We start from the raw sequence: 25506 nt of genomic DNA, 5'->3' as shown, positions 1-25506 counted from the left end.
AGGGTCAAGGGTGGGGCTGATCCTTGCGCACAAAGTGTGCGTGCATCTCGCTGGTGAGGTTCTCGATGCGTTCGGTCAGTTGCTTGGTCATCTCCGTGAGCCGGGTGTTCTGCTCCAGCAACTCCAGCAGTTGGCTGGCGGTCTGCGCGGCCTGGGCCTGGCGTTCGCTGTTGGCGATAGCCAGGGCTTCGCGGTGTTGGGCGTCGGCGTCCGATTGGGCCTTGTCCCGCGCTGCCTGGCGGGTCTGGGCCAGGAGGATCAGCGGTGCGGCGTAGGCTGCCTGCAGGCTAAAAGCCAGGTTCAGAAGGATGAAGGGGTAGACGTCGAACTGGGTCACGCCAGTGAGGTTGAGGGCAATCCAGATCACTACGATCAGGGTCTGTGCACCGAGAAAGGTCGGGGTACCAAAGAACCGGGCAAAGGCTTCGGCCTTCAGGGCAAAGGCGTCGTTGCCAAAGGTCGGTGCCAGGTGGGCGTGGGCGCGGTGAAAGCGCAGGTGGTCGACGATTGGGGTGGTTTTTTCCGGGGTGTCGCTGGAACTCATGATGGCCTCCGCCAAGCGCTGGAACGTCAGGCCACTATAGCCACCCTGGCCGGGCCCGACGTCGTTATCGACGCCGGGAAAACCACCCTCAGAGCACGTTGCGCTCGTTGGCAAACATGCTGACGGCTTGTACCGCGTCACTGGCGCCATCGCGAATCTGCAGGATCACCGTCCCGGCCTGATCCGCCAGTTGCACGCCCTTGGCAGCTCGTTCACGAGTGCCGTCCATGCTCTTGATCGCTTGCTGCGTTTCGTTCTGGATCATGTCGATCATGCTGGAGATTTCCGCCGTCGAGCCGCTGGTGCGCGCCGCCAGTTGCCGGACCTCGTCGGCCACCACGGCAAAACCTCGTCCCTGCTCCCCGGCACGGGCGGCTTCGATGGCCGCGTTGAGGGCTAGCAGGTTGGTCTGATCGGCAATCGCGCGAATGGTATTGACGATGGCGGTGATCTGCTCGGAACGTTCGCCGAGGTGGGCAATCAGCGAGGAGGAGTCCTCGATGTTATGGGCGATCTGGCGCATTTCGCTGGCCGCCTGCTGGATCACTTCTGTTCCTTGTTCGGCGACTTTCCGGGTCTGCACCGAGATGTGATAAGCCTGGCTCGCACTCTGGGCATCCTGCTCGTGCTTCTCCACCTGCTGAGTCACGTCGGCGGCGTACTTGACCACCTTGCACAGGCGTCCGCTGGCGTCATAGACCGGGTTGTAGTTGGCTTCCAGCCACAGCGTGCGCCCGTGCTTGTCGATCCGCTCGAAGCGGCCGTTGAAGAACTCCCCCCTGTTCAGGCGATTCCAGAAGTCCTGGTAGGCGCTGCTGTTGACCAGCTCGGGTTTGCAGAACATCCGGTGATGCTTGCCCTGGATCTGGGCCAGGCTGTAGCCCATGCGGCTGAGGAAGTTGGCATTGGCACCGATGATGCTGCCGTCCAGGTTGAACTCGATGACCGCCATGGCCCGGTCGATGGCCTCCAGTTTGTTCCGGGCCTCGACTTCCTCTTGCACCCTGGCGGTGACGTCAAGGGCATATTTGACCACTTTGTACACCGTACCGGAGGCATCGCGGATCGGGTTGTAGCTGGCCTCCAGCCAGAGGCTCTGGCCGGTGGCGCCGACCCGCTCAAAGGTGCCGGACTCGAACTGGCCGTTGTTCAGGCGGGTCCACAATTGCTGGTAATCGGCGCTGCGAGCGTATTCCGGGAGGCAGAACAGTCGGTGAGACTGGCCGATCACCTGGTCTTGCCGATAGCCCAGGGTCTTCAGGAAGTTGTCGTTGGCTCGGAGCACCGTGCCCTGGAGGTCAAACTCGATCACCGCCATGGAGCGGTCGATGGCCTCCAGCAGACGGGATTGTTCGACGATGGTCTGGTTCAGGGAATCGATGGTCTTGTTGTGACGGTTGAATAGCATGTTGGCAGGTGCTCTGTGGGAGAAACGTCGCGTCGATCCCTATGGAGTGCGCCGGTATGCCGAAAGCTCCCCGGCGATCGGCATTATCTGCTCAATGTCAGCGTTCCATGACTGACAGATAATTTCGCAGCGGTGAAGCGGGCGACATTTCGGGCGAACGTCGCTGGCCGCATCAAGAGGAGACGTAACGGCTGCGAATCGATTTAGTTGGGTTGGATGACTTTGCTGGCAGCGGTGCCGAAGGCGTTATCCGCTGCTGCAAAGTGGCGGCATTATGATGTCAACCACGAAGAAAAATCCAAATAAACTTATACAAAAGTGTTTTTTACTTTCTTTTTGTATAAGTTTTAACGGTTTTTATGCCATTTGCGCGTGTGAGAAATGGGCTTCGCTGTCATTGCTGGCGGTGCGGTTGCGCCCGTTGTTCTTGGCCAGATACAGGGCCTTGTCCGCCGCATCGAGCCAGCTGGCAGGGTCGGGGAAACTTGAGTTGAAAGCCGCCAGACCGATACTCAGGCTGACTTTCAGCTCCTGTACCTCTGGATGCTGGTACTGGTTGAACACCTGGCGCAGGCGCTCCATTACATCCAGGGCCTGTTGCCGGCTCATGCGTGGCAGGATCACGCAGAACTCGTCGCCACCGTAGCGGCCGGCGAGATCGTCATGGCGCAGGTTGCGCCGCAGTTCATTGCTCAAATGGCGCAGCACCGTATCGCCGACAATATGCCCGTAGGTGTCGTTGATCGCTTTGAAGTGGTCGATGTCGATCAGGGCGATGCTGGCTTCCATCTGCTGTTGCTGGCACTTGTGGAACTTGATGTGCAACAGGTCTTTCCACGAGCCGTGGTTGAGCAGGCCAGTGAGGCTGTCGGTGCGGCTCAGGGCGCTGAGGGCACGCTTGTGTTCGGACAGTTTGATCGCCAGTCGATAGCAGACCATGCCCACTGCGAGGGGGTAGAGGGTCAGCATGGGCAGGCAGGCATAGATTTGCAGCGGGCTGATCTGGGTACTGAAGGTGGCCCCGAACAGCGCCCAGGACAGCAGTATCCCTGCACATTGGGCCAGGCCGCCACGAATGAACAGGCGCAAGCCACCTGCGGCGACATTGTTCATGCACATCATCGAGAGGATGGTGACTGCCGGCAGGGGATTGAATTGCATGGTTGCCGCCCAGAATCCCCCCAGCAGCGAGTCATATAACAGGTTGCGGCGTTCTGCCCGGTAGGGAAAACCAGAACGGGTCGAGAGCTGATACGCCAGGTGGGGCCAGATCAGGCCATTGAACAGCAGCAGGGCCCATACCCAGTCAGGCGGGGCCAGGGGGTAAATTGCAGCCAGGACACTGATGCCGCCGATACTCAGGCCGATGATCCTTGGCCAATAGATGCGCCGGGCAAATGACAGCCCCTTGCCGCGTTGGTTTTCCATAAATTCGTGCACCGGATTCTGTACTGAAACACTTTGTGGTGTTTTTTGCGGCTTGGCCGTTTATCGGATCAGTCTGGTGAATATTGTCATTTATTCCAGTGGGAATAATCAGTGTCCTTCGAAGCCATTTAACAGTGGCCGGGAACGTTGCACGACGGGAGCGCAAGCTGGCTCAGGCTTGGTAGTGGGCCAGGAACATGTCCAGTGCCGATTCGATGACCCGGGTCTGCATGTCTGCTGTCAGGGGCGGCTGGCCCATGGTGATCTGCGGCCAGAAGGCAAAGCTCTTGATCAGCCCGTGCATCTGTTGCGCGGCGAACTCCGGGTCCAGGGGCTTGAGACGGCCATCCGCCAGGGCCCCGCGGATCCACAGGGTCAGGCCTTCTTCCCGTTCGCCGAGTCGTTCCACCATGTTCTGTGCCCGCTCGGGGGAGTGAATGGTTGCGGCGATGGCGACTCGGGCCAGGTCGAGGAAGTTGTTGTCGGCTAGCAGTTGCAGCTTGGCGCGCAGAACGTTTTGCAACTGCTCGCGCAATGGCTGGTCGCTGCGGTAGCTGACTTCCGATTGGGCGCTGGTGCTGTTCCAGAGCTTATGCAGAATTTCGGCGAATAACTCTTCCTTGCTGGGGAAGTGGTTGTACACCGTGCGCTTGGAAACCCCGGCTGTCGCGGCAATCTTGTCCATGCTGGTGATCTCGAAACCGCTGGCGCGGAATTCGCTGATCGCCGCCTGGATGATGGCGTCGCGTTTAAGGTCGGTGAGGCGCTTCGGAGCTGTCATAAGTCGGGTTCGGTCAGGGTCGGCGTAGAAATCAGTCGGCAGTCTACTTCGTCTTAATTCTGTTGCAATGCAGAAACTACACTGTGTAGTGTAGCTTTTCTTGAAAACGATGATTGGCGGCTGATGCTTGCGTGCCTTGGCCAGTAGATCGTCCCGCAGAACAACGTCGGAACCTGCCGCGTTCCAATGGAGTCATTTCAATCATGGCCACTGTTTCGTCCAGCGTCACCCGCGCTCCCCGCCAGGAAACCTCCCGCCAGGAGCAGGGCGCCTTTCGTAACCATGCTCCGGTACGTCGCGCCGGTTTCGGTAAAACCCTGCAGATTTTCTGGAACATGCTGTTCCACAAACCGCGCAATACCCGTCCGGCCGGTGCCATACCCGTCCAGCCGCTGACCCGTGAGCAACTGCAGGCGGCTCCCAATCACAGTGTGTTTCGTCTTGGGCACTCCACGGTGCTGTTGAAGATGCGCGACAAGTTCTGGATCACTGACCCGGTGTTTGCCGAACGTGCATCCCCGGTGCAATGGGCTGGTCCGAAGCGTTTTCACCAGCCCCCCATCAGTCTGGAGGCGCTGCCCGAGATCGAGGCGGTGATCCTCTCCCATGACCATTACGATCACCTGGACCACCAGACAGTACTGGCCCTGGCAGGCAAGACCCGGCACTTTCTCACCCCGCTGGGAGTGGGAGACACCCTGATCAAATGGGGGGTACCAGCGGCCAAGGTCCGGCAGCTGGATTGGTGGCAGGGCTGCGAAGTCGAGGGCATCCGCTTTATCGCTACGCCGTCGCAGCACTTTTCCGGTCGCGGGTTGTTCGATGGCAATCACACCTTGTGGGCGTCCTGGGTGATGATCGACGCAGCGACGCGGATCTTCTTCAGCGGCGATACCGGTTACTTCGACGGCTTCAAGCGCATTGGCCAGCAATACGGGCCCTTTGACCTGACGCTGATGGAAACCGGTGCCTACAACGTCGAATGGCCCCATGTACACATGCAGCCGGAGCAAACCCTGCAAGCTCACATCGACCTGCAAGGTCGCTGGTTGCTGCCGATCCATAACGGCACCTTTGACCTGGCCATGCATGCCTGGCATGAGCCCTTCGACCGTATCCTGGCCCTGGCTTGGGAGCGCAGCATCACTATCACTACGCCGCAGATGGGTGAGGCCTTCAACCTCGCACAACCTCAGCGGGGCGGAGCCTGGTGGCTGGAGGTGGAAGGCGCCTCGGAACAGGCGGCTGTCGAGTCTGCGTAATCCTGCCTTGATCCATGTGTGTCAGGTCGGCAAAGACAGGCCGAGGCTGTGAAACCTGTTGGATGTCCGCTCTGAGGGAGCAGTGTCATGGCTTACAGAATTCATATCTTCGGCGCATCCGGTTCCGGGACTACAACTTTGGGTCGGGCCCTGGCCGAGCGCTTGTGCTGCAAACACTTCGATTCCGATGATTTCTTCTGGCAACCCGGCGCCAAGCCTTTTAGTTGTCGGCGTCCCCGTGACGCACGTATCCATATGCTGCAAACCCAGGTGTTGACGGAGCCGGACTGGGTCCTGTCCGGCTCCCTTTGTGGTTGGGGAGATGTGCTGATCCCCAGTTTCACTCTGGCGGTCTTCGTGCAATTGGACCCTGAGGTTCGCTTGCAGCGCTTGCGTGCCCGGGAATTCCAGCGCTACGGCGAGCAGATTTTCGAGGGTGGCGAACGCTACGTCGCGACCCAGACTTTTCTCGCCTGGGCCGCCGGCTACGATGAGGGTGGCCACGGAACCCGCAGTCTGCGGCGCCATGAAAGCTGGATCAAAAACCTCGACTGTCCGCTCGTTCGCCTGGATTCGACCCAGCTTTCAGTAGCGGACTTGTGCGGGCAACTGCTCAAGGCACTGGATCACTCGATCATTGCGTAGTCAGGGCGTTCCATGGGGTTGGGAGTCGCGCCCTTGATATTCATGCCGCGGCCCGGAGCGAAGCCGGGAAAGAACACCAACCCTTGAGCTTCAAGGCAGAACGCCAGTGCCAGGCGGGTCACGTCACGCACCTCGTAGCCGGCTTCGAAGCGCTGGATAGCTTGCACCGAGACCGCGGATTCACGGGACAGTTGATCCATGTCCCAATCCAGCATGTCCCGGGCCTGGGCACAGTGCTGCGGAGTGAATTGATAAAGGGCGATACGTTCCAGGGTGATTTTCATCGCTAGAGAGGCCATGGTTTTCTCCGGGAGGTTAGGCTGGAAGTTGGCTTGGTACTGGTTATTTGTACAGTTGTTTAATTCCCGGATCAAACTGATTTTTGCTCTCTGCCCGCGGCTTTGGTCACAAGGTTTTTCCCGGGATCGGGTCCGTCCTGTTCAGGTAGGTACTGGGGGACTGTCCCAGCACCCGGCGGAACATGGTGGAGAATGCCCCGGGGCTGTCATAGCCGAAATCCAGGGCGATGCGTGTCACTGACTCCGCGGCTGCCAACCGCGCCAGGGCCAGGATCACGCAGGCTCGTTGTCGCCATTGAATGAAGCTCATACCCGTTTGCTGGCGGAAGACGCGATTAAACGTGCGCAGGCTGACGTGCAACCGATCCGCCCAGTGCTCCGGGGATTGGTGAATATCGGGTTGCCCGAGAAAGGCCTGGCACAACTCCAGTAGCGGGCCATCAGCCGGCAGAGGGATATGCAGCGGTAGCGCCGTGCTGCGTCGCAGTTCATGCAGCAGCAGGTCGACCAGCAATCCGTCACGCCCGCCCTGATCGTATTGCAGGGGAATCTCTACGGCCTCCAGGAGCAGTTGGCGTAACAGCGGCGAGACGCTGACGACTCGACAGCCGCTGTTATCCAGGGGCGCCGCGGCAGGTTCGATATACAGGCTGCGGGTGCTGACCCCGAGCATCAGCACCTCATGTTCCACCTCGGGTGGAATCCACACCGCATGTTGCGGTGGCACTACCCAGTTGCCCTGATCGGTGCCCACCTGCATGACTCCGGTAGCGCCATACAGCAGTTGTGCCCGCCGATGACGGTGACGAGGCAGGCGTTGGCCGTCGGCGTAGTCGGTGCCGATGGCCAGTACCGGACGCGGTGTCTGATCCAGTTGATCGATGGAGATATTGCGCATGCCGAGTCGTTCCGTGTTTGGCGTAAACGCAAATATTATTGGCTGACTTGCTGAAGTCGGCCAAGCGCTGAAGCTCTATCGTCCAGCTCTTGTGCAAAGACGAGCGTGGTCCGATGTTCTATCTACTGCTGGCACTTTTTGGTTGCATGACGGGTATCAGCGCCGTGCTGTTCGGCTTTGGCGGCGGATTTGTAGTGGTGCCGCTGCTGTACTGGATGCTGCTGGGCAGCCAGGGGGCGGACTCGGCGGCAGGGCAGTCGGCGATGCATGTCGCGGTGGCTACCTCGACTTGCGTGATGATCGTCAATGCCCTGGTCGCTAGCCGTCGACACCATCAGGCGGGCAATCTTGTTCGCCACTACCTGTGGCCGCTGGGGGGCTATATAGGGCTGGGGGCTATCTTGGGTGCGGCAGCGGCCATGTGGGTCAGTGGCGAAGTGCTTCGCTATGCCTTTATCGCTTACCTGGGAATCACCGTTGCTGACTGCCTGCTGCGACGTGGTTTTCTTGAACCGTCTCAAGGGCAGGAGGCGCGTCTTCTTGGAGTCCGCGAAACGCTCTTTGGCGGTGTAGGAATAGGTGTAGTCGCCACCTTTCTCGGCGTAGGCGGCAGTGTCATGACGGTGCCCCTATTGCGCCGTTGCGGTTTGTCCATGACCCAGGCCACCGCAATGGCCAATCCTCTGAGCGTGCCTGTGGCGTTGGCGGGAACGGTCACCTACATGGCCCTGGCCCGTTTCAGCTCGTTCGATCTCGGCCCCTGGTTTGTCGGTTATGTCGACCTGCTGGCGTTCTCGGTACTGACCCTCGGCTCGTTGCTGGGCATCCGCCTGGCCACTTCCTGGATTGGCAGAATTCCCGACCGCGTACATGCAAGGGTGTACATCGGTCTGTTGTTGCTGGTGTTGTTCAGCATGTGTGTGAAGGGCTAGGAGCGTCACGCTTGGTGGCTCGATTGTCCTTGTCCGCAGATCCATAATTGCCCGCTGCTGAATGCTGGCTCTGGCTTGGCTGACCGTGTTTTCGGCTTTTTCATACAAGGGAGCTTCCATGTTCAACGGATTGATCCTATGCACAGCCGACGGCTGGCAGGGGCGGTGGTCAGGAAGCATCCGGGGGCCGTGGCCCTGGAGTTGCCCAAGCGGTGAAACCGTAGGCGGCTATTTTGCTTCCAGGCCCGGTGCCTCGCGAATCACGAAATGGTCCAGGTTCTCGATATTGGCGCTGAACACCCCGAAGGTCGCTTCGGGGTTTTTCTTGCTCGGCACCTGCTTGAGTGTCGGGGTGACACCGTAGAAGAAACAGTACAACTCGCGCTGGCTGTCGATGGCGCTCTTGATCTCTTCGAGGAAGGCTTTGCGCTTGCGATAGTTGTCGATCAGTTTCTTGCTCAGGTAAACGTTGACTGAATAAGGCTTCTTCTTGGCTTCTCCCTCTTCCTTGAACCAGACCTTGTGCTCGAAGTCGATGCGAAAGCTCTGGGTGTAGTCCTTGATTTCCTTGATCTTGCCCCAGTAGATCAGCCCCTTGTTATCCAGCAGGTACTCGATCTTCTTGAAGAACGAGGCGTAGGACGCGGTGTGTTCGCCAATCTTCAACGGCATGCGCTTGAGCAGTTCCTTGTCGTCGATATTCGACACGAAGCATTCCACCGGGTGAGCGAAGACACAGGTCTTGTCCGGGGTTGTATCGCGCCCGGCGTGGGGCATTTGCAAGCTGGCAGGCGTCACTGGCGAGTTGTTTCCAGGTGTCTGCGGCGCTGCTGTCGGGTTGGCCTGTCGCCGCAGGTATTCGCGGCGGGTCAGCAGCAGCTCCGAAGGGAAGTGTTCCTCGCGATCATCCTCGACTGCAGCCCCTTCGATGCTGCCGGGGCTTTTGCTGATCCCGTAAGGGCAGCCTTCTATATGAAGAGTGCTGGGCAGGTTCTTGAAATGCGGAGTGCGGATGTAATTGACGTTCTTGGCATTGAAGGTACCCAGCTGATTGGCGGCATCGAACGCTGTGCGACAGTCGTCATTGGGGCACTGGAAGCTTTCCTTGGCCGAGTCGAAGACCAGGGTTTCATCGAAGTTCAGATCCCGCACGTCATAGATCGACAACTTTTCGTCGAGGCTGATGCAGTAGGCGGTATCGAATTTCATGAGCGCTTTGATCCTTAAGCGGGGGAGTGGACTTTATAAAGGCAGGTCTTGGAGCCTGCACGCACTTTAATGAGCCGGGCCTTGTAGATGAAGCAGGTGCGGATTTGCGCGGCCAATAAAAAAGCCCTGACCAAGTCAGGGCTTCTTGTTTGTTTCGTCGATCCGGGAATCAATCCCAGCTCAATGCGCCGCCAGTCTGATACTCGATCACGCGGGTCTCGAAGAAGTTCTTCTCTTTCTTCAAGTCCATGATCTCGCTCATCCATGGGAACGGGTTGGTGGTACCTGGGTACTCTTCCTTCAAACCGATCTGCGACAGGCGACGGTTGGCGATGAACTTGAGGTAGTCCTCCATCATCGCCGCGTTCATGCCCAGTACGCCGCGCGGCATGGTATCGCGAGCGTATTCGATTTCCAGTTGGGTGCCCTGGAGAATCATCTGGGTGGCTTCTTCCTTCATCTCGGCATCCCACAGGTGCGGGTTTTCGATCTTGATCTGGTTGATCACGTCGATGCCGAAATTCAGGTGCATGGATTCGTCGCGCAGGATGTATTGGAACTGCTCGGCGACACCGGTCATCTTGTTGCGTCGGCCCATGGACAGGATCTGGGTGAAGCCGCAGTAGAAGAAGATGCCTTCCAGGACGCAGTAGTAGGCGATCAGGTTGCGCAGCAGTTCCTTGTCGGTGTCGACGGTGCCGGTTTCGAACTTCGGATCGGAGATCGAACGGGTGTACTTCAGGCCCCAGGCAGCTTTCTTCGCGACCGAAGGAATCTCGTGGTACATGTTGAAGATCTCGCCTTCATCCATGGCCAACGATTCGATGCAGTACTGATAGGCGTGGGTGTGGATCGCCTCTTCGAACGCCTGGCGCAGGATGTACTGGCGGCATTCCGGGTTGGTGATCAGGCGGTACACGGCCAATACCAGGTTGTTGGCAACCAGGGAGTCGGCGGTGGAGAAGAAGCCCAGGTTGCGCATGACGATGCGACGCTCGTCGTCGGTCAGGCCTTCCGGGTTTTTCCACAGGGCGATGTCGGCGGTCATGTTGACCTCTTGCGGCATCCAGTGGTTGGCGCAGCCGTCAAGGTACTTCTGCCAGGCCCAGTCGTACTTGAACGGTACCAGCTGGTTGAGGTCGGCGCGGCAGTTGATCATGCGCTTTTCGTCAACGGCGACACGAGCGGAAGAGCCTTCCAGCTCAGCCAGGCCTTCGGCGATATCGAGCTGGTCCAGGGACGCCTTGGCGCGGGCCACGGCAGCGGAGTCGCTGGCAGTTACGGCGCGGGCTTCAAGAGCGGCGGCACCACCGGCGCTGTCGAGGCGGTCCATGTTGGCTTCGGTAGCGTGGCCGGCGTTAGCGCCTTTGACTGCAACTTCGCCTTCTTCTTTGTCGAATTCGTCCCAGCTCAGCATGACGTGTCGTCTCCTGCTTGAGGGCCAGATGCCCGTGTGAAAACAAAAGGGTTGGCTTTTCACACGGCGCTACTGGCCGCGTTAAATCATTGGAAATCGTTTGTTGCAGCAGTGAACGCAGGCAATAAACAGAAATACGTGTTCGGGTGCCTTGAAGCTGCTGTCGGGCGGAACTGAGGGTGTCGGCTCCGGCGCGGGATTCAGCAGGTCGTTTTCATCCGGTAAGGGAATGTTGCGGGCCCGTTTTGAGGACGCATTATAAGGATATTTTCAGGGCCGTGGGGCGACCGATGGGCGCAGGCGGGCCCAAGAAGGAGGGGGACTGAGAGCAAAGCGCGGGTTTACAAGGCTTTGGCCGTTGAAGATTTTTTTTCAGGCTCGAAAAAAATATCTTCAAGTGGCCAAAAAATAGCCAATTTTACTAGATGTTGTGTTTTTGCAAGCCTTTTTCAGGTTTTGAACACAACTCGAATTGTCCGGTTTTGTCGCTGAAAATCTCCTGGCAGAGGTCTTCAAGGTCGGCGGGATTGCCCTCGCCGAAGTCGTCAGCCAAGAGGCTTAGAAGGTCGTTGGCAGTGCCATGAGCAGGCCATCAATCACGGCAGGAAAAGTGCGTGCGATTGCCGTACTCGCACGTCGTCAAGGTGAAGCCTTTCACTACCCTTGGGTGGGTCGTTGTCGGGCATCTTTGCCGCAAGAGGGATTTCTTGCGGCCGGCAGTCATCAAGGTCTATGCAATGAACTTGGCTATTAACCGTTAGAACAACCGTTGCCCATTACGCGGTATTGAAGAATATGCCGCTGACCGTGGGAGTCTTCATATTCCATGCGCGCTGGTACAACTTCGCATACTTCTGGAACTTCGCTCATGGAGATAACTTTGGCGATATCCAGGTCAGTGGAGTAAGTGTATTCCTCTACCGGTACTTGCTGCTGGGCGACATCAGTCGGGATCTCATCAGCCATCGCGGTAACGCACAGACTGCTGAGGGCCAGAACTAATAAAGCTTTCATTTGCGTTTTACCTTTCTAAGGTCGTGTGGGGTCACGCAGCCTTTGTGGGGCTGCGTGTGGAACTTGAGTAGAAGTTTGATTAACTGCCTTCGTGGGGGCTGCAACTTGGTTAATCAGATTGCCTGTTTGGCGAGACGGATTTTAGGCCCGGGGCCGGCGGCCATATAGGCGTACTTTTGATAAACACCTTTGACAGTTTTTGTAACAATCCCCGAAAAAGGCCTGTCTGCTGGTCTGTTTGAACATTTTTATCCGCGGTGAATATCGCTGTAAGCAGCGTTCTTGAAGGGTTGCGGCAAATATCGGGGTATTTCGCAGGGGGTTGTTACTACCATCGTCGAATGGTTCTATAGGCGCCCCCCGGCTACAACGGGGTCATACAAAAACAACTATGTCACCGAGGTAAGAAAGATGAGTGCGGCTTCTCTGTATCCCGTTCGTCCCGAGGTTTTGGCCAATACGCTGACTGACGAGGCGACCTACAAGGCCATGTACCAGCAGTCGGTCGTGAACCCGGACGGTTTCTGGCGCGAACAGGCCAAGCGTCTCGACTGGATCAAGCCTTTTACCACGGTGAAGCAGACCTCCTTCGACGACCACCACGTGGATATCAAGTGGTTCGCCGATGGCACCTTGAACGTCTCCTACAACTGTCTGGATCGCCATCTCGCCGAACGTGGCGATCAGATCGCGATCATCTGGGAAGGCGACGATCCTTCCGAAAGCCGCAACATCACCTACCGCGAACTGCATGAAGAAGTCTGCAAGTTCGCCAATGCCCTGCGCGGCCAGGACGTGCACCGCGGCGACGTGGTGACTATTTATATGCCAATGATCCCCGAAGCGGTGGTGGCCATGCTGGCCTGTACCCGTATCGGCGCGATCCATTCGGTGGTGTTCGGTGGCTTCTCGCCTGAGGCGCTGGCCGGTCGCATTATCGACTGCCGTTCGAAAGTGGTGATCACTGCCGACGAAGGCATCCGGGCCGGCAAGAAGGTGCCGCTCAAGGCCAATGTCGACGACGCCCTGACCAACCCGGAAACCAGCAGCATCCAGAAAGTCATCGTGTGCAAGCGCACCGGTGGCGACATCAAGTGGAACCAGCACCGCGACATCTGGTACGAAGACCTGATGAAAGTGGCCGGCAGCGTCTGTGCTCCGAAAGAGATGGGTGCCGAAGAAGCGCTGTTCATCCTTTACACCTCTGGCTCCACCGGCAAGCCCAAGGGCGTGCAGCACACCACTGGCGGTTACTTGCTCTATGCGTCGCTGACCCATGAGCGGGTGTTCGACTACCGTCCGGGCGAAGTCTACTGGTGCACCGCCGACGTCGGCTGGGTCACCGGCCACACCTATATTGTCTATGGTCCCTTGGCCAACGGCGCCACTACTGTGCTGTTCGAAGGTGTGCCCAACTACCCGGACGTGACCCGGGTGGCGAAGATCGTCGACAAGCACAAGGTCAATATCCTCTACACCGCTCCGACCGCGATCCGCGCCATGATGGCTTCGGGCACCGCTGCCTGTGAAGGCGCCGACGGCAGCAGCCTGCGCCTGCTGGGGTCGGTGGGCGAGCCGATCAACCCGGAAGCCTGGGATTGGTACTACAAGAACGTCGGCCAATCCCGTTGCCCGATCGTCGACACCTGGTGGCAGACCGAAACCGGCGCCACCCTGATGAGCCCGCTGCCGGGGGCGCATGCCCTGAAGCCGGGTTCTGCAGCACGTCCGTTCTTCGGCGTGGTCCCGGCCCTGGTAGACAACCTGGGCAACATCATCGAAGGCGCGGCCGAGGGCAATCTGGTGATCCTCGACTCCTGGCCGGGCCAGGCGCGGACCCTGTACCGCGATCATGATCGTTTCGTCGATACCTACTTCAAGACCTTCCGTGGCATGTACTTCACGGGTGACGGCGCGCGTCGCGATGAAGACGGCTACTACTGGATTACCGGCCGCGTGGACGATGTACTCAACGTGTCCGGGCACCGCATGGGGACCGCCGAGATCGAAAGTGCCATGGTCGCTCACCCTAAAGTTGCCGAAGCGGCGGTGGTGGGCGTGCCTCACGACATCAAGGGTCAGGGCATCTATGTCTATGTGACCCTCAATGGCGGCGAAGAACCGAGCGAAGCCCTGCGTCTGGAGCTGAAGAATTGGGTGCGCAAGGAGATCGGTCCGATCGCCTCGCCGGATGTCATCCAATGGGCGCCGGGCCTGCCGAAAACCCGATCCGGGAAGATCATGCGGCGAATCCTGCGCAAGATTGCCACGGCGGAGTACGACGGTCTGGGCGATATCTCCACCTTGGCCGACCCAAGTGTGGTGCAGCATCTGATTGATACCCACAAGACCATGAACGTCGCCTGAGGCGGGTTCCGAGTCATCCAGCCCCGTCCGGCCTTGTGCCGGGCGGGGCTTTTTTGTGGCCACGTGATGCGCCGGCAAGCTGATTGCTGCAGGGCTGCGTGGTTGTTGCAGGGGGTTGGCTTGTCAGCGAAAAGGGGCGAATAAATATCGGATATTTCCGGCGAGCGCATACGAATGTTACCGATGTTGCCGGAGATGTAACCCCGCGCTCACTTTCGGGGCAAAGGGAAACGCCCGGCCCTATTCCGGGGCCTTTTATACCCTTACAAAAAATAAGTCATCACGCTGCGCTTGCCGGAATAGAAGGCTTTGCGAATAATAGGCCCGCAATTTGCAACATAGATCGGTTTACTGTCTTTTGCTCTTGCATAGATTTGAAGAGCTGTCAATGTGCTGCCCCGGCATTCTCAATGCTTCTGTAATTTGTTGTCGCATTGAGGAAATATCGGCTTCCAGCCTGTCGTTAGAATGCCGGTCACTCGCTCGTCGCTGCCTGTGTGTGAGTCCTCTGCGGAGTTCCCGGGACGCAGCGCGGCAATTCAGGTTTCACCCATTCGCATATTGGGCTGTCGCTCACTCTGCCGTTTTCGCCCTTTACCGATGGAGTTCTAAGATGAAGAAACTCGTGCTTCTTGGCGCCCTGGCACTGTCCGTGCTGTCCTTGCCGACTTTCGCCGATGAAAAGCCGCTGAAAATTGGTATCGAAGCGGCTTACCCTCCGTTTGCCTCCAAGGCGCCGGATGGCAGCATCGTCGGTTTCGACTACGACATCGGCAATGCCCTGTGCGAAGAGATGAAGGTCAAGTGCGTATGGGTCGAGCAAGAGTTCGATGGCCTGATCCCGGCGCTGAAAGTGCGCAAGATCGACGCCATTCTCTCGTCCATGTCGATCACTGACGATCGCAAGAAGTCCGTGGACTTCACTAACAAGTACTACAACACTCCGGCCCGTCTGGTGATGAAGGCCGGTACCCAGGTCAGCGATGGCCTGGCTGAGCTCAAAGGCAAGAATATCGGCGTACAGCGTGGCTCGATCCACGAGCGTTTCGCTCGTGAAGTCCTGGCGCCGCTGGGTGCACAGATCAAGCCTTACGGCTCGCAGAACGAAATCTACCTGGATGTGGCGGCCGGTCGCCTCGACGGCACCGTGGCGGACGCTACGCTGTTGAATGACGGTTTCCTGAAAACCGACGCCGGCAAAGGCTTCGCCTTCGTCGGTCCGGCTTTCACTGATGTCAAATACTTCGGCGATGGCGTAGGGATCGCTGTGCGCAAGGGTGACAAGGCCGATCTGGACAAGATCAACGCTGCCATCGCTGCCATTCGTGAGAATGGCAAGTACAAGCAAATCCAGGACAAGTACTTCGACTTCGACATTTACGGCAAGTAAGACCGTCGAAACAGTCAGTCCGAGATGGCGCAAGCAGCAGAATCTCTGAAGTTTGCGCCATTTTTTCATCCCAATTTTCGAGGACCTGAATCATGTTGAAAGGCTACGGGGCTGTCATCCTCGATGGCGCTTGGCTGACGCTTCAGCTCGCCTTGTCGTCCATGGCCCTGGCCATTGTTCTGGGTCTGATCGGGGTCGCGTTGCGCCTCTCGCCGGTGCGCTGGCTGGCCTGGCTCGGCGATCTGTATTCCACGGTGATCCGTGGCATTCCCGATCTGGTGCTGATCCTGCTGATCTTCTACGGCGGCCAGGACCTGCTGAACCGTGTGGCGCCGCTGCTGGGCTACGACGATTACATCGACCTCAATCCGCTGGCCGCCGGTATCGGCACCCTGGGTTTCATCTTCGGTGCCTACCTGTCGGAAACCTTCCGTGGCGCCTTCATGGCGATTCCCAAGGGGCAGGCCGAAGCGGGCATGGCTTACGGCATGAGCAGCTTCCAGGTGTTCTTCCGGGTGATGGTGCCGCAGATGATTCGCCTGGCGATTCCCGGCTTCACCAACAACTGGCTGGTGCTGACCAAGGCTACCGCGCTGATTTCGGTGGTGGGCCTGCAAGACATGATGTTCAAGGCCAAGCAGGCGGCAGACGCCACTCGCGAGCCTTTCACCTTCTTCCTCGCAGTGGCGGCCATGTACCTGGTGATCACCAGTGTTTCGTTGCTGGCATTGCGTCACCTTGAGAAGCGCTACTCGGTAGGCGTAAGGGCGGCTGATCTATGATCTTCGACTACAACGTCATCTATGACGCCTTGCCGCTGTACTTCAGCGGCTTGCTGACCACTCTGAAGCTGTTGGCACTGTCGCTGTTCTTCGGTTTGCTGGTGGCCTTGCCCTTGGGGCTGATGCGGGTGTCCAAACAGCCATTGGTGAACATGAGCGCCTGGCTCTACACCTATGTAATCCGTGGCACGCCGATGCTGGTGCAGTTGTTCCTGATCTACTACGGCCTGGCCCAGTTTGAAGCGGTGCGTGAGAGTTTCCTCTGGCCCTGGCTGTCCAGTGCGACCTTCTGTGCCTGCCTGGCCTTTGCCGTCAACACCAGCGCCTACACCGCAGAAATCATCGCCGGCAGCCTCAAGGCCACGCCTAACGGTGAGATCGAGGCGGCCAAGGCCATGGGCATGTCGCGCTACAAGATGTATCGCCGCATTCTCCTGCCATCGGCCCTGCGCCGGGCTCTGCCGCAGTACAGCAACGAAGTGATCATGATGCTGCAGACCACCAGTCTGGCCTCCATCGTGACCCTGATCGACATCACCGGCGCGGCGCGCACGGTCAACGCGCAGTACTACCTGCCGTTCGAGGCCTATATCACTGCGGGTGTGTTCTATCTGTGCCTGACGTTCATCCTGGTGCGCCTGTTCAAGCTGGCCGAAGGCCGCTGGCTGCGCTACCTGGCACCGCGGAAGCACTGATATGCAGCGTATCGATCATCCATTGCCCTGGAGCCACCTGGGCAGCGAACGCAGCATCTCGGTGTTCCGTTTCGGCAGTGGCGAGCGCAAGGCCTATATCCAGGCCAGTCTGCATGCCGACGAGTTGCCCGGCATGCGCACCGCCTGGGAGCTGAAGAAGCGCCTGGCCGAACTGGAAGCCGAGGGTGCCCTCAACGGTGTTATCGAGCTGGTGCCCGTGGCCAATCCGCTGGGGCTGGGGCAGTTGCTGCAAGGCAATCATCAGGGGCGTTTCGAGGCTGGCAGCGGCAAGAACTTCAATCGCGACTTCGTCGAGTTGAGCGGGCCTGTGGCCCAGCGCCTGGAAGGGCGCCTGGGGGATGATCCTCACGCCAATGTGCGCTTGATCCGTCAGGCCATGAGCGAAGTGCTGTCCGAATTACCGCCGGCCGCCAGCCAGTTGCAGGGCATGCAGCGGGTGCTCCTGAGTCATGCCTGCACGGCGGATGTGGTGCTGGACCTGCATTGCGATACCGAGGCGGCGCTGCATATGTACGCCTTGCCGCAGCATTGGCCGCAGTGGCGCTCCCTGGCGGCGCACCTGGATGTGAAGGTCGGGTTGCTGGCGGAAGATTCCGGTGGCAGCTCGTTCGATGAAGCCTGCTCGCTGCCCTGGTTGCGTCTGTCGCAACAGTTTCCCGAGGCGCAGATCCCCCTGGCCTGCCTGGCCACCACTCTGGAACTGGGCGGTCAGGCCGACACCGGGCGGCCTCAGGCCGAGGCGCATGCCGCTGGCATCCTGGCGTTTCTCGCCGAGCAGGGGCTGATCGCTGGTGAATGGCCGGCGCCCGGGCGTGAAGCCTGTGAAGCCATGCCGTTCGAAGGCACCGAATTGCTGTATGCGCCGCACCCCGGCGTGGTGAGCTTTCTGCGTCCGGCCGGTAGCTGGGTGGAAGTGGGCGAACCGATTTTTGAAGTGATTGATCCCCTATCCGATCGGGTCAGTACGGTGTGTGCTGGCACCAGCGGCGTGTTGTTCGCCGTTGAGCGGCTGCGTTATGCCCAACCCGGTTTCTGGCTGGCCAAGGTGGCGGGGCGCGAAGCGCTGCGTCACGGGCGCTTGCTCAACGACTGACTGTTTTTGTGAGAACCGACCGCATGTACAAACTTGAAGTCCAAGACCTGCATAAGCGCTATGGCAGTCACGAAGTGCTCAAGGGTGTGTCCCTGAAGGCCGCAGCTGGCGATGTGATCAGCATCATCGGCTCCAGTGGCTCGGGCAAAAGTACCTTTTTGCGCTGCATCAACCTGCTGGAGCAGCCCCATGCCGGCAAGATCCTGCTGAACAACGAAGAGTTGAAGCTGGTGGCCAACAAGGATGGCGCGCTGAAGGCCGCCGATCCCAAGCAGTTGCAGCGCATGCGTTCGCGCCTGTCGATGGTGTTCCAGCACTTCAACCTGTGGTCGCACATGACCGCCATTGAAAACATCATGGAAGCACCGGTGCATGTGCTGGGTGTGTCCAAGGCTGAGGCTCGCGAGAAGGCCGAGCATTATCTGGCCAAGGTGGGTGTGGCGCACCGCAAGGATGCTTACCCGGGGCACATGTCCGGTGGTGAGCAGCAGCGCGTGGCTATCGCCCGGGCTCTGGCCATGGAGCCGGAAGTCATGCTGTTCGACGAGCCGACCTCGGCCCTGGACCCTGAGCTGGTGGGTGACGTGTTGAAGGTCATGCAGGCCCTGGCCCAGGAAGGCCGGACCATGGTGGTGGTGACTCACGAGATGGGCTTTGCCCGTGAAGTCTCCAACCAGCTGGTGTTCCTGCACAAAGGCGTGGTGGAAGAAAGCGGCAACCCGCGGGAAGTGCTGGTGAACCCGCAATCAGAACGTTTGCAACAATTCCTCTCCGGCAGCCTCAAGTAATAGCTGCCGTTATGCACCAAATTAGGTCATGCTGCGCACCGCGCGCCAGATGGTCTAACTTGGTGCTGCCGCCCTTGGCTTCTAACACTGTTTTCGTTTCGGATTGCCCGCCATGACTGCCCATCGAATTGGTTTCCTGATTTGGCCCAGCACTAAAGCCTTGACGCTGGCGCTGGCCGAGGAGGCCTTGCGTGTTGCCCAGCGGGTGCACCCGGACGTGGTCTATGAGCTGGCATTCCTGCAGGCCGAAGCGCCAGTCGAAGGCGCCTGGCAACTGCCGGGGGAGCCTTGGGCGGGCAAGCTTGAAGGTTGTCAGAAGTTGTTCCTGCTGGCCGATGAGCCGCCGGCACCGATGAGTTCGACCCTCAGTAGCGCCCTCAAGCAGTTGGTGCGTGCCGGCTGTGTGATTGGGGGGTTGTCCGCCGGGGTTTACCCGCTGGCCCAACTGGGTCTGCTCGATGGTTATCGGGCGGCGGTGCACTGGCGCTGGCAGGACGATTTTGCCGAACGTTTCCCCAAGGTCATTGCCACCAGCCATCTGTTCGATTGGGATCGTGATCGCCTGACGGCCTGTGGCGGCATGTCGGTGCTGGATCTGTTGCTGGCGGTGCTGGCGCGCGATCACGGTGCCGAGCTGGCCGGCGCGGTGTCGGAAGAACTGGTGGTGGAGCGCATCCGCGAGGGCGGCGAGCGTCAGCGGATTCCGCTGCAGAACCGTCTGGGCTCCAGCCATCCGAAGCTGACTCAGGCCGTGCTGCTGATGGAGGCCAATATCGAAGAACCGCTGACCACCGACGAAATTGCCCAGCATGTCTGTGTGTCCCGACGTCAGTTGGAGCGGATCTTCAAGCAATACCTGAATCGGGTGCCCAGCCAGTATTACCTGGAACTGCGCCTGAACAAGGCCCGACAGATGCTGATGCAGACCAGCAAGTCGATCATTCAGATCGGCCTGTCCTGCGGCTTCTCCTCCGGTCCGCACTTCTCCAGTGCCTACCGCAATTTCTTTGGCGCCACCCCCCGTGAAGATCGCAATCAACGGCGCAGCAGCAGCCCGTTCGAACTCTCCTCCGTACCAGCCGAGCGCGGCTGACCCCGTCCGTTAGGCGTCGGCTTGCCGGCCAATCCCACGGGCAACCCGCTCACCGCGCAACATCCCGATCGACGCCTTGTGGTCGCAGTGCCGATAACCGTTTCGAGGTTTGGGGCCGCTCGCCACGTAACTATCTGAATAGCAATCTGAATAGCAACCTGGATAACTATCTGGATAACTACCTGGGTAATTACCTTGGGCAAATTGCCCGGCGAATCTGCCGCTAGAGCCTTGCGCAGTTTAAACTGCGCCTTTGCGACGCTATTTGTCGCATTGCCATAAACCCGCGTAAAACCTGGGTTGGCGCTATAAGAAGTTGTCGCTTGGCGACAAGGCCGGGCACAAAACTGTCCTTACAATCCCTCCATCGCTCGCCAGTTTCAGGCGGGTGTTCCTCTTCAGGAGACTCCGATGTCCGTTGAGCAAGCTCCGGTGCAACGCGCCGATTTCGACCAGGTGATGGTTCCCAACTACGCACCTGCGGCTTTCATTCCTGTGCGCGGCGCGGGGTCTCGAGTCTGGGATCAGTCGGGACGGGAGCTGATCGACTTCGCCGGCGGCATTGCGGTCAACGTACTGGGCCACGTCCATCCGGCGCTGGTGGGGGCTCTGACCGAGCAGGCCAATAAACTGTGGCATGTGTCCAACGTGTTCACCAACGAGCCGGCCCTGCGTCTGGCCCACAAGCTGATCGACGCCACCTTCGCTGAGCGCGCGTTCTTCTGTAACTCCGGTGCAGAAGCCAACGAGGCCGCCTTCAAGCTGGCCCGTCGCGTGGCTCACGATCGTTTCGGTGCCGAGAAGTACGAAATCATCGCCGCGCTGAACAGCTTCCACGGGCGCACCCTGTTCACGGTGAACGTCGGTGGCCAGTCGAAGTATTCCGATGGCTTCGGTCCGAAAATCACCGGCATCACCCATGTGCCGTACAACGACCTGGCTGCTCTGAAGGCCGCGGTTTCCGACAAGACCTGCGCCGTGGTGCTGGAGCCGATCCAGGGCGAAGGCGGCGTGCTGCCGGCCGAACTGGCCTATCTGCAGGGCGCTCGCGAGCTGTGCGATCAGCACAACGCGCTGTTGGTGTTCGACGAAGTACAAACCGGCATGGGCCGCAGCGGTGAGCTGTTTGCCTACCAGTATTACGGCGTGACTCCGGACATCCTCACCAGCGCCAAGAGCCTGGGCGGCGGCTTCCCGATCGCGGCGATGCTGACCACCGAAGCGTTGGCCAAGCACCTGGTGGTTGGCACCCACGGCACCACCTACGGCGGCAACCCGCTGGCGTGTGCCGTGGCCGAGGCGGTGATCGATGTGATCAATACCCCCGAGGTACTCAATGGCGTGAAGGCCAAGCACGATCGCTTCAAGACCCGTCTGCTGCAGATCGGCGAGAAGTACGGCCTGTTCACTGAAGTCCGCGGCCTGGGCCTGTTGCTCGGTTGCGTGCTCAGCGAAGCCTGGAAAGGCAAGGCCAAGGACGTGTTCAACGCTGCCGAGAAAGAAGGCCTGATGATTCTGCAAGCAGGTCCCGACGTGGTGCGCTTTGCCCCGAGCCTGGTGATCGATGATGCCGATATCGACGCCGGCCTGGACCGCTTCGAGCGCGCCGTGGCGAAACTGACTCAAGCCTGATCCAGGTAGCAGTACTTCTCGGCGTCGGCTTTAGTGGCCGGCGTCGAGCCTAATTCCTGTGCCGGGCTGTCCCGGCATTTTTTTCCCTGAGTCGGACGGTTTCCGACCTGTTTTAGAGTAAGGAGTGACACCATGCTGGTGATGCGCCCCGCGCAAATGGCTGATCTGGGCGAGGTACAGCGTCTGGCTGCAGACAGCCCGATTGGTGTCACCTCCTTGCCGGACGATGTGGACCGATTGAGCGACAAGATCGCTGCAAGCGAGGCTTCGTTCGCTGCTGAAGTGAGCTTCAACGGTGAGGAAAGCTACTTTTTCGTCCTGGAAGACACCGACAGCGGCAAGCTGGTGGGGTGTTCGGCCATCGTCGCGTCCGCCGGTTATTCCGAGCCGTTCTACAGCTTCCGTAATGAAACCTTTGTCCATGCGTCCCGCGAGCTGAAGATCCATAACAAGATTCACGTCCTGTCCCAGTGCCACGACCTGACCGGCAACAGTCTGTTGACCAGTTTCTATGTGGTGCCGGAGCTGGTGGGATCGCCCTGGTCGGAGCTCAACTCCCGGGGCCGCCTGCTGTTCGTTGCCAGCCACCCGGAGCGTTTCGCCGATTCGGTGGTGACCGAGATCGTCGGCTACAGCGATGAGCACGGTGATTCGCCGTTCTGGGACGCCATCGGGCGTAATTTCTTCGACCTCAACTACGCTGAGGCCGAGCGCCTGTGCGGCCTGAAGAGCCGGACCTTCCTTGCCGAGCTGATGCCTCATTACCCGATCTACGTGCCGCTGCTGCCGGACGCCGCCCAGGAAGCCATGGGCCAGGTGCACCCGCGGGCGCAGATCACCTTCGACATCCTGATGCGCGAAGGTTTTGAGACCGATCACTACATCGACATTTTCGACGGCGGTCCGACCTTGCATGCACGGGTTTCGGGAATCCGCTCCATTGCTCAGAGTCGCGTGGTGCCAGTGAAGATTGGCGAAGCGCTCAAGGGCGGTGGTCGTCAGTACCTGGTGTCCAACGGTCAGTTGCAGGATTACCGCGCGGTGTTGTTGGAGCTGGATTACGCCCCGGGCAAACCGGTCACCCTGGATCTGCAAGCCGCCGAAGCCCTGGGCGTCGGCGAAGGTGCCAGCGTGCGTCTGGTGGCGGTTTAAAGCCTGCTTCCATTACCTGGAAAGCATGCCTGGAAAGCAGCGAGTTTCGCGCAGGCCATCAGCGGCCTGCGTCTGAGGAGATAGCATGATCGTTCGTCCCGTACGCAGCAGCGATTTACCCGCGCTGATCGACCTGGCCCGCAGCACCGGCACCGGCCTCACCACCTTGCCGGCCAACGAAGAGCGCCTGACTCACAGGGTTGGCTGGGCGGAAAAGACCTTTCGCGGCGAAGCCGAGCGTGGCGATGCGGACTACCTGTTTGTGCTGGAAGACGACAACGGCCGGGTGGTGGGGATTTCCGCCATCGCCGGCGCCGTCGGCTTGCGCGAGCCCTGGTACAACTTCCGGGTCGGCCTGACGGTCAGCGCCTCCCAGGAGCTGAACATCTACCGCGAGATCCCCACGCTGTTCCTGGCCAACGACCTGACCGGCAACTCCGAGCTGTGCTCGCTGTTCCTGCATGCCGATTACCGCACCGGCCTCAACGGCCGCATGCTGGCCAAGGCGCGGATGCTGTTCATTGCCGAGTTCCCGCAGCTGTTCGGCAACAAGATCATTGCCGAGATGCGCGGCATGTCTGATGAGAATGGTCGTTCGCCATTCTGGGAGAGCCTGGGCCGGCACTTCTTCAAGATGGAGTTCAGCCAGGCGGATTACCTGACCGGGGTCGGCAACAAGGCGTTCATCGCCGAGCTGATGCCCAAGTTTCCGCTGTACACCTGCTTCCTGTCCGAGGATGCACGCAACGTGATCGGCAAGGTCCACACCGACACCGAGCCGGCCCTGGCCATGCTCAAGAGTGAAGGTTTCAGCTACCAGGGCTATGTCGACATCTTCGACGCCGGCCCGGCGGTGGAGTGCGAGACCAGCAAGATCCGCGCGGTACGTGACAGCCAGGCATTGGTGCTGGCCATCGGCACCCCAGGCGACGACGCCACGCCGTTCCTGATCCACAACCGTAAACGCGAGGACTGCCGCATCACTGCGGCGCCTGCACGCTTCGCCGCGGGCACCTTGGTGGTTGATCCTCTGACCGCCAAACGCCTGCAACTCAACGCCGGCGACCAGGTCCGCGCGGTTCCGCTGTCTGCTTCTCGGGAGTCGAAATAATGAGCACGCTGTACATCGCTGGCCAATGGCTGGCCGGCCAGGGCGAAGCCTTCACCTCGGTCAATCCGGTGACCCAGGCGGTTATCTGGTCCGGTAACGGCGCCACGGCCGCGCAAGTGGAAAGCGCCGTGCAGGCCGCCCGCCAGGCGTTTCCGGCCTGGGCCAAGCGCTCTCTGGAAGAGCGCATCAGCGTGCTCGAGGCCTTTGCCGCCAGCCTGAAGGCGCGGGCCGACGAACTGGCCCGCTGCATCGGTGAGGAAACCGGCAAGCCGCTGTGGGAAGCCGCCACCGAAGTCACCAGCATGGTCAACAAGATCGCCATCTCGGTGCAAAGCTACCGCGAGCGCACCGGCGAGAAGAGCGGCCCCTTGGGCGACGCCACCGCTGTGCTGCGACACAAGCCCCACGGCGTGGTGGCGGTGTTCGGCCCTTACAACTTCCCGGGGCACTTGCCTAACGGGCACATCGTTCCCGCGCTGCTGGCGGGCAACAGCGTGCTGTTCAAACCCAGCGAGCTGACGCCGAAAGTCGCCGAGCTGACGGTGCAGTGCTGGATCGAAGCCGGCTTGCCGGCAGGCGTCCTCAACCTGCTGCAAGGCGCCCGGGAAACCGGTATCGCCCTGGCCGCCAATCCGGGTATCGATGGTTTGTTCTTCACCGGTTCCAGCCGCACCGGCAATCATCTGCACCAGCAATTTGCCGGGCGTCCGGACAAGATCCTGGCGCTGGAAATGGGCGGCAACAACCCGCTGGTGGTGGATCAGGTCGCTGATCTGGATGCGGCGGTGTACACCATCATCCAGTCGGCCTTCATTTCGGCCGGCCAGCGCTGCACCTGCGCCCGCCGCCTGCTGGTGCCACAAGGCGCCTGGGGTGATGGGTTGCTGGCGCGCCTGGTGGCGGTCAGCGCAAGCATTGATGTCGGTGCCTATGACCAGCAGCCGGCGCCGTTCATGGGTTCGGTGATTTCCCTGGGCGCGGCTCGCGCGCTGATGGATGCGCAGCAGCAACTTTTGGCCAATGGCGCCGTGGCCTTGCTGGAAATGACCCAGCCCCAGGCTCAGGCCGCTTTGCTGACCCCAGGCATTCTGGATGTGACGGCAGTGGCTGAGCGTCCCGATGAAGAGCTGTTCGGGCCCTTGCTGCAAGTGATCCGCTACGCTGATTTCGATGGGGCCATTGCCGAGGCCAACAACACTCAGTACGGCCTGGCTGCCGGTCTGTTGTCGGATTCTGCCGAGCGTTACCAGCAGTTCTGGCTGCAGAGCCGTGCCGGGATCGTCAACTGGAACAAACAGTTGACCGGTGCCGCCAGCAGCGCGCCGTTTGGTGGTGTTGGGGCTTCGGGCAACCATCGGGCCAGTGCCTATTACGCGGCGGATTACTGCGCGTATCCGGTGGCTTCCCTGGAAACCCCGAGCCTGGTGCTGCCGAGCGCGTTGACGCCGGGTGTGCGCTTGTCCTGATTCGAGAGGCCTTTATGGTCTCTTCGCCGGCCAGCCGGCTCTTGCAGATATGTAGGAGCCGGCTGGCTGGCGAACGAGC

The 25506-nt window shown here is 59.9% G+C and carries 22 protein-coding genes and 2 pseudogenes; 14 read left to right on the top strand and 10 right to left on the bottom strand.

Features of this window, described 5'->3' with window-relative positions:
* Positions 1-4 precede the first annotated feature (4 nt).
* The 5 genes and pseudogenes from ACMGF8_RS28075 to ACMGF8_RS28055 form a co-directional block, all read right to left on the bottom strand.
* Positions 5-544: a DUF1003 domain-containing protein gene (locus ACMGF8_RS28075; protein WP_416757958.1), complete on the bottom strand. Its 540-nt coding sequence runs from the start codon at positions 542-544 to the stop codon at positions 5-7.
* A gap of 88 nt (positions 545-632) precedes the next feature.
* A pseudogene (locus tag ACMGF8_RS28070) lies at positions 633-1073 on the bottom strand (methyl-accepting chemotaxis protein); the annotation flags it as partial.
* Between the two features lie 105 nt (positions 1074-1178).
* Positions 1179-1952: pseudogene (locus ACMGF8_RS28065) on the bottom strand (PAS domain-containing protein); the annotation flags it as partial.
* Positions 1953-2309: 357 nt separating this feature from the next.
* Positions 2310-3380: a diguanylate cyclase gene (locus ACMGF8_RS28060; RefSeq protein WP_416757956.1), complete on the bottom strand. Its 1071-nt coding sequence runs from the start codon at positions 3378-3380 to the stop codon at positions 2310-2312.
* Between the two features lie 172 nt (positions 3381-3552).
* Positions 3553-4161, bottom strand: a complete 609-nt coding sequence (locus ACMGF8_RS28055; RefSeq protein WP_102860671.1) for a TetR/AcrR family transcriptional regulator — start codon at positions 4159-4161, stop codon at positions 3553-3555.
* A 203-nt stretch (positions 4162-4364) separates the two neighbouring features.
* Here ACMGF8_RS28055 and ACMGF8_RS28050 point away from each other — a divergent pair, with 203 nt between their 5' ends.
* The gene (locus tag ACMGF8_RS28050) at positions 4365-5423 is read left to right on the top strand and encodes an MBL fold metallo-hydrolase (RefSeq protein ID WP_207166402.1); all 1059 of its coding nucleotides are present in this window, start codon (positions 4365-4367) and stop codon (positions 5421-5423) included.
* 87 nt (positions 5424-5510) lie between these two features.
* Positions 5511-6068 (top strand): AAA family ATPase, encoded by a 558-nt coding sequence (locus tag ACMGF8_RS28045; RefSeq protein ID WP_102860673.1) that lies wholly within the window; start codon positions 5511-5513, stop codon positions 6066-6068.
* Here ACMGF8_RS28045 and ACMGF8_RS28040 read toward each other — a convergent pair.
* The gene (locus ACMGF8_RS28040) at positions 6050-6367 is read right to left on the bottom strand and encodes a transcriptional regulator (RefSeq protein ID WP_102860674.1); all 318 of its coding nucleotides are present in this window, start codon (positions 6365-6367) and stop codon (positions 6050-6052) included. The two genes, ACMGF8_RS28045 and ACMGF8_RS28040, sit on opposite strands and share 19 nt — an antisense overlap.
* Before the next feature lie 106 nt (positions 6368-6473).
* Complete coding sequence (locus ACMGF8_RS28035) at positions 6474-7265, bottom strand: AraC family transcriptional regulator (RefSeq protein ID WP_102860675.1); 792 nt, start codon at positions 7263-7265, stop codon at positions 6474-6476.
* A 113-nt stretch (positions 7266-7378) separates the two neighbouring features.
* On the opposite strand from ACMGF8_RS28035, the gene ACMGF8_RS28030 reads away from it, so the two are divergent.
* Complete coding sequence (locus tag ACMGF8_RS28030; RefSeq protein ID WP_102860676.1) at positions 7379-8197, top strand: sulfite exporter TauE/SafE family protein; 819 nt, start codon at positions 7379-7381, stop codon at positions 8195-8197.
* 228 nt (positions 8198-8425) lie between these two features.
* Here ACMGF8_RS28030 and ACMGF8_RS28025 read toward each other — a convergent pair whose 3' ends face one another.
* The 3 genes from ACMGF8_RS28025 to ACMGF8_RS28015 all read right to left on the bottom strand — a co-directional run bounded on the left by ACMGF8_RS28025 (position 8426) and on the right by ACMGF8_RS28015 (position 11837).
* Positions 8426-9406 (bottom strand): hypothetical protein, encoded by a 981-nt coding sequence (locus tag ACMGF8_RS28025; protein WP_416757952.1) that lies wholly within the window; start codon positions 9404-9406, stop codon positions 8426-8428.
* 169 nt (positions 9407-9575) lie between these two features.
* Positions 9576-10823, bottom strand: coding sequence for a ribonucleotide-diphosphate reductase subunit beta (locus ACMGF8_RS28020; protein WP_011062780.1), 1248 nt, complete (start codon positions 10821-10823; stop codon positions 9576-9578).
* Positions 10824-11573: 750 nt separating this feature from the next.
* Positions 11574-11837 carry a DUF2790 domain-containing protein gene (locus tag ACMGF8_RS28015; protein ID WP_016968107.1) on the bottom strand — a complete coding sequence of 88 codons (264 nt, stop codon included), beginning with the start codon at positions 11835-11837 and terminating at the stop codon, positions 11574-11576.
* 411 nt (positions 11838-12248) lie between these two features.
* Here ACMGF8_RS28015 and acs point away from each other — a divergent pair, with 411 nt between their 5' ends.
* The 11 genes from acs to astD all read left to right on the top strand — a co-directional run bounded on the left by acs (position 12249) and on the right by astD (position 25427).
* Positions 12249-14204 carry an acetate--CoA ligase gene (gene acs / locus ACMGF8_RS28010; RefSeq protein ID WP_016968106.1) on the top strand — a complete coding sequence of 652 codons (1956 nt, stop codon included), beginning with the start codon at positions 12249-12251 and terminating at the stop codon, positions 14202-14204.
* A 613-nt stretch (positions 14205-14817) separates the two neighbouring features.
* On the top strand, positions 14818-15594 hold the full coding sequence (locus ACMGF8_RS28005; protein WP_102860678.1) for an ABC transporter substrate-binding protein: 777 nt from the start codon (positions 14818-14820) through the stop codon (positions 15592-15594).
* 92 nt (positions 15595-15686) lie between these two features.
* Complete coding sequence (locus ACMGF8_RS28000; protein ID WP_016968104.1) at positions 15687-16376, top strand: ABC transporter permease; 690 nt, start codon at positions 15687-15689, stop codon at positions 16374-16376.
* Entirely contained in the window at positions 16373-17071 is a 699-nt protein-coding gene (locus ACMGF8_RS27995) for an ABC transporter permease (RefSeq protein ID WP_102860679.1), read from the top strand. Before ACMGF8_RS28000 ends, ACMGF8_RS27995 begins: the two co-directional genes overlap by 4 nt.
* A gap of 1 nt (position 17072) precedes the next feature.
* Complete coding sequence (locus tag ACMGF8_RS27990) at positions 17073-18185, top strand: succinylglutamate desuccinylase/aspartoacylase family protein (RefSeq protein ID WP_110594762.1); 1113 nt, start codon at positions 17073-17075, stop codon at positions 18183-18185.
* 23 nt (positions 18186-18208) lie between these two features.
* A complete protein-coding gene (locus ACMGF8_RS27985) occupies positions 18209-18973 on the top strand; it encodes an ABC transporter ATP-binding protein (RefSeq protein ID WP_011062773.1) in 765 nt (254 codons plus the stop codon).
* Positions 18974-19085: 112 nt separating this feature from the next.
* Positions 19086-20066: a transcriptional regulator ArgR gene (argR, locus tag ACMGF8_RS27980; protein ID WP_102860681.1), complete on the top strand. Its 981-nt coding sequence runs from the start codon at positions 19086-19088 to the stop codon at positions 20064-20066.
* A 411-nt stretch (positions 20067-20477) separates the two neighbouring features.
* On the top strand, positions 20478-21698 hold the full coding sequence (locus ACMGF8_RS27975; protein ID WP_416757946.1) for an aspartate aminotransferase family protein: 1221 nt from the start codon (positions 20478-20480) through the stop codon (positions 21696-21698).
* A gap of 132 nt (positions 21699-21830) precedes the next feature.
* Positions 21831-22850 (top strand): arginine/ornithine succinyltransferase subunit alpha, encoded by a 1020-nt coding sequence (gene aruF, locus ACMGF8_RS27970; RefSeq protein ID WP_102860683.1) that lies wholly within the window; start codon positions 21831-21833, stop codon positions 22848-22850.
* A gap of 85 nt (positions 22851-22935) precedes the next feature.
* Positions 22936-23961 carry an arginine N-succinyltransferase gene (astA, locus tag ACMGF8_RS27965; RefSeq protein WP_016968175.1) on the top strand — a complete coding sequence of 342 codons (1026 nt, stop codon included), beginning with the start codon at positions 22936-22938 and terminating at the stop codon, positions 23959-23961.
* Entirely contained in the window at positions 23958-25427 is a 1470-nt protein-coding gene (gene astD / locus ACMGF8_RS27960) for a succinylglutamate-semialdehyde dehydrogenase (RefSeq protein WP_162884154.1), read from the top strand. Before astA ends, astD begins: the two co-directional genes overlap by 4 nt.
* Positions 25428-25506: the final 79 nt, after the last annotated feature.

The sequence above is a fragment of the Pseudomonas sp. BNK-7 genome (assembly GCF_048072025.1).
GTDB classification, from domain to species: domain Bacteria; phylum Pseudomonadota; class Gammaproteobacteria; order Pseudomonadales; family Pseudomonadaceae; genus Aquipseudomonas; species Aquipseudomonas danubii.
Note: the sequence above shows the minus strand (reverse complement) of the source record. Positions and strands in the feature narration are given on the sequence as shown.

Coding starts and splice junctions, on each gene's coding strand:
- acs (WP_016968106.1), top strand. CDS start 12,249: ATGAGTGCGGCTTCTCTGTATCCCGTTCGTCCCGAGGTTTTGGCCAAT.
- aruF (WP_102860683.1), top strand. CDS start 21,831: ATGCTGGTGATGCGCCCCGCGCAAATGGCTGATCTGGGCGAGGTACAG.
- ACMGF8_RS28005 (WP_102860678.1), top strand. CDS start 14,818: ATGAAGAAACTCGTGCTTCTTGGCGCCCTGGCACTGTCCGTGCTGTCC.
- ACMGF8_RS28020 (WP_011062780.1), bottom strand. CDS start 10,823: ATGCTGAGCTGGGACGAATTCGACAAAGAAGAAGGCGAAGTTGCAGTC.
- ACMGF8_RS28015 (WP_016968107.1), bottom strand. CDS start 11,837: ATGAAAGCTTTATTAGTTCTGGCCCTCAGCAGTCTGTGCGTTACCGCG.
- ACMGF8_RS27995 (WP_102860679.1), top strand. CDS start 16,373: ATGATCTTCGACTACAACGTCATCTATGACGCCTTGCCGCTGTACTTC.
- ACMGF8_RS28050 (WP_207166402.1), top strand. CDS start 4,365: ATGGCCACTGTTTCGTCCAGCGTCACCCGCGCTCCCCGCCAGGAAACC.
- astA (WP_016968175.1), top strand. CDS start 22,936: ATGATCGTTCGTCCCGTACGCAGCAGCGATTTACCCGCGCTGATCGAC.
- ACMGF8_RS28075 (WP_416757958.1), bottom strand. CDS start 544: ATGAGTTCCAGCGACACCCCGGAAAAAACCACCCCAATCGTCGACCAC.
- ACMGF8_RS28045 (WP_102860673.1), top strand. CDS start 5,511: ATGGCTTACAGAATTCATATCTTCGGCGCATCCGGTTCCGGGACTACA.
- ACMGF8_RS28000 (WP_016968104.1), top strand. CDS start 15,687: ATGTTGAAAGGCTACGGGGCTGTCATCCTCGATGGCGCTTGGCTGACG.
- ACMGF8_RS27985 (WP_011062773.1), top strand. CDS start 18,209: ATGTACAAACTTGAAGTCCAAGACCTGCATAAGCGCTATGGCAGTCAC.
- ACMGF8_RS27990 (WP_110594762.1), top strand. CDS start 17,073: ATGCAGCGTATCGATCATCCATTGCCCTGGAGCCACCTGGGCAGCGAA.
- ACMGF8_RS28055 (WP_102860671.1), bottom strand. CDS start 4,161: ATGACAGCTCCGAAGCGCCTCACCGACCTTAAACGCGACGCCATCATC.
- argR (WP_102860681.1), top strand. CDS start 19,086: ATGACTGCCCATCGAATTGGTTTCCTGATTTGGCCCAGCACTAAAGCC.
- ACMGF8_RS28060 (WP_416757956.1), bottom strand. CDS start 3,380: ATGGAAAACCAACGCGGCAAGGGGCTGTCATTTGCCCGGCGCATCTAT.
- ACMGF8_RS28025 (WP_416757952.1), bottom strand. CDS start 9,406: ATGAAATTCGATACCGCCTACTGCATCAGCCTCGACGAAAAGTTGTCG.
- ACMGF8_RS28035 (WP_102860675.1), bottom strand. CDS start 7,265: ATGCGCAATATCTCCATCGATCAACTGGATCAGACACCGCGTCCGGTA.
- ACMGF8_RS28040 (WP_102860674.1), bottom strand. CDS start 6,367: ATGGCCTCTCTAGCGATGAAAATCACCCTGGAACGTATCGCCCTTTAT.
- ACMGF8_RS27975 (WP_416757946.1), top strand. CDS start 20,478: ATGTCCGTTGAGCAAGCTCCGGTGCAACGCGCCGATTTCGACCAGGTG.
- ACMGF8_RS28030 (WP_102860676.1), top strand. CDS start 7,379: ATGTTCTATCTACTGCTGGCACTTTTTGGTTGCATGACGGGTATCAGC.